Origin of the sequence: Clostridium sp. UBA7503, from assembly GCF_002477055.1 — a bacterium.
GTDB classification, from domain to species: domain Bacteria; phylum Bacillota; class Clostridia; order Clostridiales; family Clostridiaceae; genus Clostridium_J; species Clostridium_J sulfidigenes.
This window is the reverse complement of sequence record NZ_DLNT01000047.1, coordinates 144,332-155,225: the sequence shown is the minus strand read 5'-3', so window position 1 is coordinate 155,225 and position 10,894 is coordinate 144,332. Positions and strand designations below refer to the sequence as shown.

At 27.6% G+C, this 10,894-nt stretch carries 8 protein-coding genes; 4 read left to right on the top strand and 4 right to left on the bottom strand.

Annotation, left to right across the window (positions count from 1 at the left end; translation table 11 throughout):
- From B3630_RS14480 to B3630_RS14470, 3 genes are all read right to left on the bottom strand, one after another.
- The coding region (locus B3630_RS14480; RefSeq protein WP_346899364.1) for an ABC transporter ATP-binding protein at nt 1-321 on the bottom strand (321 nt) is incomplete at its 3' end.
- Nucleotides 322-599: 278 nt separating this feature from the next.
- The gene (locus B3630_RS14475) at nt 600-1,610 is read right to left on the bottom strand and encodes a sensor histidine kinase (protein ID WP_346899362.1); all 1,011 of its coding nucleotides are present in this window, start codon (nt 1,608-1,610) and stop codon (nt 600-602) included.
- 147 nt (nt 1,611-1,757) lie between these two features.
- A complete protein-coding gene (locus B3630_RS14470; protein ID WP_035135324.1) occupies nt 1,758-2,432 on the bottom strand; it encodes a response regulator transcription factor in 675 nt (224 codons plus the stop codon).
- Nucleotides 2,433-2,679: 247 nt separating this feature from the next.
- Between B3630_RS14470 and B3630_RS14465 the strand changes: the two genes are divergently transcribed.
- Complete coding sequence (locus B3630_RS14465) at nt 2,680-4,152, top strand: S41 family peptidase (RefSeq protein WP_346899360.1); 1,473 nt, start codon at nt 2,680-2,682, stop codon at nt 4,150-4,152.
- 47 nt (nt 4,153-4,199) lie between these two features.
- On the opposite strand, the gene B3630_RS14460 is transcribed toward B3630_RS14465, so the two are convergent.
- A complete protein-coding gene (locus B3630_RS14460; RefSeq protein WP_346899455.1) occupies nt 4,200-5,279 on the bottom strand; it encodes a MalY/PatB family protein in 1,080 nt (359 codons plus the stop codon).
- Between the two features lie 324 nt (nt 5,280-5,603).
- Between B3630_RS14460 and B3630_RS14455 the strand changes: the two genes are divergently transcribed.
- The 3 genes from B3630_RS14455 (at nt 5,604) to B3630_RS14445 (ending at nt 10,824) form a co-directional block, all read left to right on the top strand.
- Entirely contained in the window at nt 5,604-6,755 is a 1,152-nt protein-coding gene (locus B3630_RS14455) for a double-cubane-cluster-containing anaerobic reductase (RefSeq protein ID WP_346899358.1), read from the top strand.
- A gap of 179 nt (nt 6,756-6,934) precedes the next feature.
- Nucleotides 6,935-9,103 (top strand): helix-turn-helix domain-containing protein, encoded by a 2,169-nt coding sequence (locus tag B3630_RS14450; RefSeq protein ID WP_346899356.1) that lies wholly within the window; start codon nt 6,935-6,937, stop codon nt 9,101-9,103.
- 344 nt (nt 9,104-9,447) lie between these two features.
- Nucleotides 9,448-10,824, top strand: a complete 1,377-nt coding sequence (locus B3630_RS14445; RefSeq protein ID WP_346899354.1) for an MATE family efflux transporter — start codon at nt 9,448-9,450, stop codon at nt 10,822-10,824.
- The last annotated feature ends 70 nt before the right edge of the window (nt 10,825-10,894 follow it).

Sequence of the window (10,894 nt, the reverse complement as noted above, 5' to 3'; positions counted from 1 at the left end):
AATATTTTCATAAGCAGTTAATGTATCTAAAAGATTAAAATCTTGAAATATAAATCCAAGCTCATCTCTTCTAAACTTTTCAATATCATTATTCTTAAGACTAGTTATGTCTTTATTATTTATAATTATATTTCCTGTTGTCACTGTGTCAATAGTAGATATACAATTTAAAAGTGTCGTTTTACCACTTCCAGAAGGTCCCATTATTCCAAGGAATTCCCCCTTCTCTACCTCAAAACTTATATTATCAATAGCTTTAGTCACATTTCCCTTTCCACCATAATATTTTTCTATATTTACAACCTTTAAGACATTTTCCATAATTCATCCTCCTAAAATACATTTTAAGTTTTGCCTTAACTTTATGAGCTTATTATATATTTTTCTAAAAGTATGTTGTATTTAATTTCATGTCATTAATCTTTCATTTTCGTAAGATAATAATAAAAGTCTAAAAGTTAATCTATAAACTTAGGAGTAGCCCTGTTTTTTAGACTATTAAAGTCCTAGGTATAAGTACAAGGTAATCAAATAACTCTGTTTACCACAAAAAAACTGATTGAGATTAATTTTTATCCAATCAGTTTTTTGAGCTATTATTAGAAACTAGTAAATCTTCCTAGGGGGAAATTTATATAGACCTTAGTTCCATATTCTAACCTTGACTCAATATTTATCCCCAATCCTAATCTATTACAAAGTTTTTTACACAGATATAATCCCATTCCTGTGGATTTACCAAACTTTCTTCCATTATCCCCAGTAAATCCTTTTTCAAAAACCCTAATAATGTCTCTTTCTGAAATTCCAACACCATTATCTTCTATAGTTAAAGTTATTTTATTTTCTGTAGAAGTTGAATATATTTTTATTATCCCCTTTGATTCCTTAGAGTACTTTATGGCGTTTCCTAAAACTTGATTTAAAATAAATTCCACCCATTTTATATCACTGAAAATTTTACCTCCCATATCTCCTATCTCTAAAGATATTTTTTTATTTATGAAATCTCTAGAATTCTTTCTTAAAATCTCCATAACAGCTTCTTCTAAATTAAATTCTCTTATAATATAGTCCTTACTTACATCGTTGCTCTTTGAGTAATAAAGGACTTGTTCTATGAAATCTTCTACCTTCTTCAATTCATGTCCAATTTTATTTGTTACCGTACTTTCGTTATTATCTATAATAAGTCTAGCAGAAGCAATAGGCGTCTTTACTTCATGAACCCACATTTCTATGTATTCTCTATATTCTTTTTGGGTACATTCATACTTTTTTACATTTTCATGCATATTTTTATTACATTCCTTAAGAACTTGATAAACTATTTCACCTTCTAAAAAATCCGGCTTTTCCATAACCTCTGGAAGCAAATACTTTTTATCAAGGCTATCTATAGTTCCTGTAATATTGTCTAGAAATTTCTTATGTTTAATAACTTCAAGGGTTAAATATGTACTTAATGGAGTAAACCATAATATGAAAGATAAAAATATTAGTCCACTCCCTACATTTAAAAATATTAAAATAGATACAAAAATCATAAATAGGACTCCATTAATTATTAAAAAGCCAATTCTTGATTTAAGATAATCCCTAACTTTCATTTTATCTATTCCTCCCTACTATTTATAGTAGAAAACTCCTTCAAACCCGCATAAACAGAACAANNGAACAACTATTTAAATAGTTTTATTTTTCCATATTAAAATAGTTTTATGTATAAATAGTTATCTACATAAATATTTATATATTTATGGCATTATATATCCAAGTCCCCTTCTTGTTTCTATAACATCTTTAATTCCAATTTCCTCTAATTTTTTTCTAAGTCTTGTCACATTAACTGACAAAGTGTTATCATCTACAAACAAATTAGACTTCCATAGATAATCCATTAGATCCTCCCTAGATACAATGTTTCCTTTATTCTTTATAAGGTAATAAAGAACTTTTAATTCATTTTTAGTGATTTCTAAAGCATTATCTCCACAGTTTATGGTCCCATTAGATAGATTTAACTTTAAATCATTATATACTAATATTTCTTGATTCCCTTCATTCCCTTGATTTACCCTCTTTAGCACTGAATTTATCCTTGCTAAAAGTATTTGTGTATTATAAGGCTTAGTTATAAAGTCATCTGCTCCTAAATTCATACTCATTAACTCATCCATATCACTATCTCTACTTGTAACCACAATTATAGGTACTTGAGAAGTTTTCCTCACTTCTCTACAAATGTAGAATCCATCAAATACAGGTAAGTTTATATCTAAGAGTATGAGATTGGGCTCTTCTTTTTCAATAATAGATATTATATTTTCAAAATTAGTAGGGGCTATTACCTCATATCCATATCTATTTAAAAATGTTGCAAGCTCCTGCCTAATAGTTTCTGTATCCTCTATTATAATAATCTTTGCCACTTTATCACTCCCAAATTTATTTTTTATATTGTATATTTACATTAATGTAAAATTAAGATTTATCTATACTAAAACTAGTTGAAATACTTTTCTAATTCTTATTAATAACATTATAACCAAAACATAGTGTAACTAAAAGTCAGGCAATTATTAATTTGTTTTATTTTTATTCATAAAGTCTTTATTTTTTTACATTTTATGGTATAATAACCTTATTTAATAGAATTATAGGGAGGTGGATTTTAATTTGAAAAAAACTTTTAAAATTCTTTTTATTATAATTTTAGGTTTAATTTTAATTTATTTACCTTATTATAAAAAAGATATTTCCTTTGAAAAAGCTTTAGAAAAGATAAATCATAAAAATTTAAATATTCCCATATCTAAATTAAATATTAGAGAATTTATATCCGAAATTCCAAATGAAGATATACTAACTGCTAAAGAGCACGATCTACTATTTTCAACACCTCACGTAATATCTCCTACTGCTATAACCAGAAAAGAAGCTATTTATGATGTAGAACTATATTTTAAGGCTTTAAAATCTAGCTACGCACCATATAATTATTATGGTAGTGATAAATTCTTTTTACAGGCTAAGGAATCAGTTTTAAGTTTTATTGGTGATAATGATGTAATTAATGTAGCTGAACTAACAAAAACCTTAAAAGATAATCTTGCTTTTATTCCTGATAGACATTTTTATATAGGTAACAATGGCTTTGACTTGGAAAACACCTCTAGATATTATACAAATTCAACTCTAGGAATTTTTAAAAACAGAATAGGCTATTATGTAGAATATGGAGGTGTTCTTTACTACATTAAATCTATAAATAAAGATGAAAACATCGAAAATTATTTATATCTTTCAATAAATACTGAAGGTAAGCTATTATACAATTTAGGTGTTTTAGCAAAATATTCTGGACAAGCTTCAAGGAACTTAAATGTTGTTTTTTATAGAGGTGAATCAGAATATACTAAAGATATTGAACTGAAATTATCAAATACTTTTTCAGATGAGTCTATTTTACCTTTAGACTACACAACTATAGATGATGTTCCTATAATATCTTCCAGAGAAGTTCCCTACAATATAGGTTTAGAAGGAATAGATTTCATTAATACTGCTTATAAAGTAAAGGATTCTCCTGTAAGTATATTAGATTTACGTGGTAATAATGGTGGTGATATATTGACCGCTTTAAACTGGATAAATAAATATTTTGGAGTTTCATCTCAAGGTAAGGGTCTTTTTCTACTTCTTTATGGAAGATCTAAGGATGCCCCCTCCTACTACGATTTTAACACCTTTCATAAGGACCTAAAAACCTTACAACTTGAAAAAATTCATGCTTATTATTATGAACATATACCTAAATCTAAAAAAGAGCTTAATAAAAATTTAAATACTATCTTTGTTCTTACAGATAAAAAAACCTCCTCATCTGCTGAATTCTTTGTAGAGCATCTAAAGGATTTTGAAAATATTGTAGTAGTTGGTACTAATACTCATGGTACTCTTGAAAGTTCTAATGTAGAACTGGGTTACCTTCCAAATTCCCATATTGAATTTTCCTATGGAAACTGGTTAAGGCTATATGATGAAAAGTTCTTTAAGGAAGGTGAAGGTATCAAACCTGATATATGGGTAAATGGAGAAGATGCTTTAGAACTAACTCTAAAACTTATTGAAAATTATAATTTAAAGTAACTATTTAAGAGGTTGCCTGATTTTTTAGGCAACCTCCTATTATAAACCTATAATTTATTTACTTCTCTTTCTATTCTTTCTAAAGCTTCTTGAAGAACAACTCTACTAGTTCCTATATTCATTCTTTGGAACATAGCTCCATCATGTCCAAACATGCTACCATCATTTAACCATACTTTACACTTTTTAAGGAAGAAATTACTTAATTCTTCTGGCTTCATATTTAATCCTGAGCAATCAAGCCACAATAAATAGGTTCCTTCTGGTTTTCTAATCTTAATTTTAGGAATTCTTTTATCAAAGAATTCTAAAGTAAAGTCTATATTTCCTGCTAAATATTCCATAAGACCTTGATACCATTCTTCTCCACTAGTATAAGCTGCTTCTTGTGCTACTGCACCTAAAGTAGTTGCTCCTTCTATACAGTCTTTTTCCATTTGCAGTATATATTGATTTCTTAATTTTTCATTTTTAATAATTATATTTGCAGTTTTAAACCCTGCAATATTAAAGGTTTTATTTGGTGCTGTGCATATTATAGAGTTATCAGCAAATTCTTCATTGATAGATGCAAATACAGTATGTATATTAGGTTTATAAACTATATCTGCATGAATTTCATCTACTACCACTAGCACATTATTTTTTATACATATTTCTCCAACTCTTTTTAATTCTTCTACAGTCCATACTCTTCCTACTGGATTATGAGGACTACAAAGAATTATCATCTTAGTTTTTTTAGTAATTATCTTCTCTAAGTTATCAAAATCCATTTCATATCTACCATCGTTACAAGTCAAGGGATTTTTTATAACCTGACACCCATTATTTTTTATAATACTATAAAAAGGATGATATACCGGCGTTTGAATTATAATTTCATCTCCTGGTTTTGTGTAAGCAGCAACTATAGTTTTTATACCTGATACAACTCCCGGAGCAAACTTCATCCATCCCTTTTCAACTTTCCATTGAAATCTTTTATCAAACCAATTTATAGCTGCTTTATAGTATGATGGTGGTGTAAGGGAATATCCAAAAATAGGATGTTCTAACCTTTTTCTTATAGCATCTCCTATTTCTTCTGGCACTTTAAAATCCATATCTGCTACCCATAGAGGTATAATTTCACTATCATTATACGTTCTATTTATTAAGTCCCACTTTAAACANNCAGTTACTGCCTATCCTGTCTACTTTTTCATCAAAACTGTATTTCATTTGCCCTACCTCCTATAAAATCCCAATAAATTAACAATAATTTTTACTACTTAAACTACTATATATAATTTTATCACTATTTTTATCAATGTAGTATTATAACATTCTATAGATAGATGTAAATGTATAAAATAACACTATAATTCATAATATTACATAATTTCTATGTATAATCTTATTAGATATATTGTTTTTAAATAACCACGTGAAAAGATAGGAGAATTAAAATGAAAATAAGAAAAGAACTACCTGAAATATTTGAAGACTTTGCAGAGGCTAGAAGAAACTCCTTTATTGCAGCCAAAAAACTTAAAGATGAAAATATACCTTTAGTAGGAGTATTTTGTACTTATATGCCACAGGAACTACCACTTGCCATGGGGGCAAGTGTTGTATCTCTTTGTTCTATGTCTGATGAGACAGTTGCAGAAGCCGAAAAAGAATTACCGCGTAATCTATGTCCACTTATCAAATCAAGTTATGGATTTGCAAAAACAGATAAATGTCCATTCTTTTATTTTTCTGATTTAGTTGTAGGTGAAACTACTTGTGATGGAAAGAAAAAAATGTATGAATATCTAAGTGAGTTTAAGCCTGTTCATGTTATGGAACTACCAAATTCTCAAAGTGAAGAAGGTTTGAAACTTTGGAAGAAAGAAGTAATAAAATTTAAAGAAGTTTTAGAAAAACAATTTGAAACTACTATAAGTGATGAAAATATTAAAGAAGCTATTAAATTAAAAAATGAAGAAAGAAAAGCTCTTAAAGCCTTCTACGGTCTTGGAAAACTTGATCCACCAGCTATATTAGGACAAGATATGTTTAAAGTTCTTTATGGTACTACATTTAAATTTGATAAAGCAGAGGTACCAAAAGAAATATATGCCCTAAGTGAGAAAATTAAGGATGAATATGAAGCTGAAAAAAAATATGAAAAGAAACCTCGTATTCTTATAACTGGATGTCCTATTGGTGGAGCTACAGAAAAAGTTATAAAAGCTATAGAAGATAACGGAGCTCATGTCGTAGCTTTTGAAAACTGTACTGGTGCTAAAGCTATCGATGAATTAGTAGATGAAAATAATCCTGATATATATGATGCTATTGCTCGTAAGTATTTAAATATTGGATGTTCTTGTATGACACCTAATCCTAACCGTACAGAGCTACTTAATAGGATGATAGATGAATATAAAGTTGATGCAGTGGTGGATGTAATACTTCAAGCTTGTCATACTTATAGCGTAGAAACATTGCAAATTAAAAGATTTGTTAATAACACTAAAAAAATACCTTACATCAGTATAGAAACAGATTACTCTACTGCTGACATTGGACAACTTAACACTAGAATGGCAGCTTTTATAGAAATGTTATAGAGCCTTAAAATATTGCTTAGGTAATAATTTTCTAGACAAGTTCATAATAAATTCAAAAGCCTCAAGAAAAATAGTTTCTTGAGGTTTTTCCCTTTGTCACTTTTATTCCCCTAGCATGTTTTTTCTAATTAATGCTATAATACTATTAATACTAAAGAAACTAGCAAGGAGAGTTTATAATGCATAGACAATATATTAATTATTCTGCAAATATGCCTGTATCTATTTCTTTTAATACCATTAAAAACTATCCAATCCATTGGCATTATTGCATCGAAATTCTTTATGTTATAAAAGGTACAATCAATCTATATATAAATACTGAAAAATATGTAATAAATGAAAATCAAATTGAAATTATAAATATAGATGAAGTTCATAGCATTGAAAGTGATGATCCTGATAATAAAGTACTCATATTTCAAATAGATCCCTATTTTTTCCAAAAATATTATAACGATATTGAGAATATGTTTTTTTATACCAACTCTTCTAGTAAGGCTTCTCAATTAGGTGAAGAGTATGAAGATTTAAGAGCATTTCTTTGTCAAGTCCTTTGTGAAACAGTTCAAAAACAAGATAATTATGATGAAGAAATTGAAGATATCCTTGTAAAGCTTCTTTATCACCTTATAAATAACTTTAACTATTTAATTCATGAAAAACAAGAGCTTAAAGAAAATAAAGATCAACTTCAAAGATATCATAGTATATCGAAATATATTTATAATAATTATCAAAACAACATAACTCTTAAAGATATATCTAGTAACGAATATCTAAGTACTCATTATTTATCAAGAGAAATAAAATATGCTACAGGTTATTCCTTTACCGACTTTTTAAATCTTATTAGAGTTGAAGAATCTATAAAATTAATTTTAGATACAGATATGACACTATCTGAAATTTCTGAGGAAATTGGTTTTTCTCATACTAGATACTTTAATAAGCACTTTAAACTTCACTATAAGCTTACGCCTTTACAATTCAGAAAAAAATATAAATCTACTCCTGAAGTCCTAGAAAAGTTAACTAAATATATAACTCACCCTTTAGAAGAAAGTCTAGAAGAAGTAATATATTATTTGGAAGACTATGACAGGTTTAACTATGAAGACAAAATTCATCAGTTAAATATTAATATGGAAAATTGTATAGGTGAATTTGATAAAAATTTTAATAGAATTATAACCATTGGTGATGCCTTTGACCTCTTAATTGAAGATAATAAAGATACACTAGAAGAACTTCAAATGGAAATGGATTTTGAATATGGACGGATTCTAAATTTATTTAGTACTGATATGGCTATTTTCCCTGGATCTAAATTTCATAACTGGAATAGAGCAAAGGATGTACTAGAGTTTATAGAATTTTTAGGTATAGTGCCTATAATTGTTTTAGATATGGATAGCACCTATGAAGAACATATAAATGCCATTAACGATAAAAGCTATGAAGTTGCATCTAACAAAATATTACCCCTTAAAAACTCTATAGATATACATGAAGATTTTAAAAATATTCTTCTATCTTTCATGGAATATTTCAGTGCAATAGAAACTCTTAATTATAAAAATTTTAGATTTGAATTTTCCTCTACATTTCCTGAAAATTTGAGAACTTCAATTGAAGAAATATTAATTTACAATAAATTAGATTTTGAAGAAGAACCTTTTATGATAAATAATGAAGTAAATAATATATATGATACAGCCTATATGATTCCATTTATTATTGATAATGTAGTAAATCATAAAGGAGATTTAAGTTTTATAAGGGCATTTGACGTCCTTGATAAGCAAGTAAATATAACCAATGAACTATTCTTTGGTTATCCTGGTCTTATCAACGATAAGGGAATAAAAAAACCTGCTTTTTATGCCTATTCACTTTTAAATAAATTAGGTAGTACATTAGTAGCTAAAGGTGATGGATATGTAGTTACTAAAACTAATAATCAATATGAGATTTTACTTTATACTTATCATGATAAAATCAATGATTTAATTTCTATGGCAAGTTTTTCAAAACTTAGAGGTATAAAAAATGCTACTTCGAAAAAACTTTCTCTTAATATAACTAATATTCATTCAGATATTAATGTAACTACCTATGAAATAAATGAAAAGATTGGTTCATCCTATAACTATTGGATTGATATGGGGAGGCCAACTAGACTTAACAAAGATGAAAATGGCATTCTTCATAAAGCTTCTTATCCTAATATTAGATTTAAATACTTTAAGAAGAGTACAGTTGTAAATATTTTAGTTACCCTAAAAACCTATGGAGCTACATTAGTTATAATTAATGAAGTTCAGAAGCCTATTAAGATTAATTAATTTTACCTGAATTTATATGAATATATGTATACTTTCAGTTAAAATTTATTATGTTATGTATAAAATATATTAATTTTAAGTACAAAAGCATCCTAATCAAGGTGCTTTTGTGCTTTTTCCTATTTTTAACCAATAACTATTTGGGCGGAATAGTACTTTTTGATGGACACTTAAGTGAATGTTTATTTAATTGTTTTCAACTATAATATTAATATAAGATAAAATATTTTGATAATAAATTAAACATGAAGACAAAACGTATTTTTCTATAAAAACAAAGAAAATTTTTATAAAATAAACTCAAGAAGAATATGCAGAATTTTCAAATAAATGAGGTGAGACTAATGGGAATTAACCCTAAAATATTTTCGGATGGAAGGACATATAGAGTATTATTTAAGTTTGCCATACCTGCAATTTTTTCTTTGCTAGTAGCGGAACTTTATAACATGGTAGATACAGTTTTTGTTGGTAGATATATTGGTCCTAATGCTATCGGTGCCTTAACAGTTGCATTTCCAATTCAACGCTTTCTTATAGCAATCGCTTTCTTAATTGGTGTAGGAGCTTCGACCTACGTTTCAAGATATTCCGGCGAAAAACAACCCGAAAAGATTAAATCCACAATAATTAATTCAATATCTCTTACCATAGTATCTTTAACAATAATCCCTCTACTTTTATTCTTATTTAGAGGTGGATTATTATATAAACTTGGTGCAAGTGACGTTACCTTTGGACTAACTAATGATTATATATCTATAATTTTTATAGGCGCAATATTTCAAGGATTAACTATAGTATGCTCTCAAGTAATGACAGCTTTAGGAAACTCTAAAATAGGCCTTTATGCTAACAGTATAGGTGCACTTCTAAATATTGTAATTGACTACATATTAGTAACTCATTTAAATATAGGTATAGCCGGTGCAGCTATTGCTACTGTAGCTTCTCAATTTGTAGGCTTAATTTTTGTTCTATATAAGTTTAAAGATGTAACTAAACACTTTAAAATTAAACTTTCAATAAATAATATTCTTCCAAATATAGATATTACATTAATTAAAGGATTAATTGCTGTAGGATTTTCAACCTTTATTATTGAAATATCAGATGCAATAGTTTCTGTAGTTTTAAATAACTTATTAATTTCTAGAGGTGGTAATGAAGCTATAATAATAGTAGGTGTTATTACTAAAATATCTATGTTTATGTTTATCGCAATAATTGGTATAAGTTCTGCCATGCAGCCAATTGTAGCCTTTAACTTTGGCGCAAGAAACTTTGATAGAGTTAAAAATACAGTTAAAGCATCTATAAAAACTGTCACAATAATCTCTTTAATATTTGGAGTATTTATTATGTATTTTGCTCCAAAAATGATAGGCTTGTTTTTAACTGATGCAAAGTTATTGCCTGAGGCTGTTAAAGCCCTTAGAATATGCATATTCCTACTTCCTTTAGTTGGTTTATATTATATAGGTATATACTATTATCAAGCAATTGATGAGGCTAAAAAAGGGTTTAGATTATCTTTATTTAGACAGTTAATAGTATTCATTCCTTTAGCTATAGTTTTTGTAAATATTTTTGGTACCATAGGTGCATGGATTGCATATCCTGCTTCAGATTTAATTTCTGCAGTAACATCCTTTTATCTATTAAATAGTACTTGGAAAAAGGATAAAAAGGAAGAGACTACTAAAACCGTAATAGCTTAATAAAAAACTCCTTAGAAAATTATATTCTAAGGAGTTTTTACATAATAATTATAAGTTAGGTTCTAGGATG

Excerpts from the sequence above, each read along its gene's own strand:
- B3630_RS14475 (WP_346899362.1), bottom strand. The coding sequence starts at position 1,610 with ATGAAAGTTAGGGATTATCTTAAATCAAGAATTGGCTTTTTAATAATT.
- B3630_RS14455 (WP_346899358.1), top strand. The coding sequence starts at position 5,604 with ATGAAAATAAGAAAAGAACTACCTGAAATATTTGAAGACTTTGCAGAG.
- B3630_RS14445 (WP_346899354.1), top strand. The coding sequence starts at position 9,448 with ATGGGAATTAACCCTAAAATATTTTCGGATGGAAGGACATATAGAGTA.
- B3630_RS14450 (WP_346899356.1), top strand. The coding sequence starts at position 6,935 with ATGCATAGACAATATATTAATTATTCTGCAAATATGCCTGTATCTATT.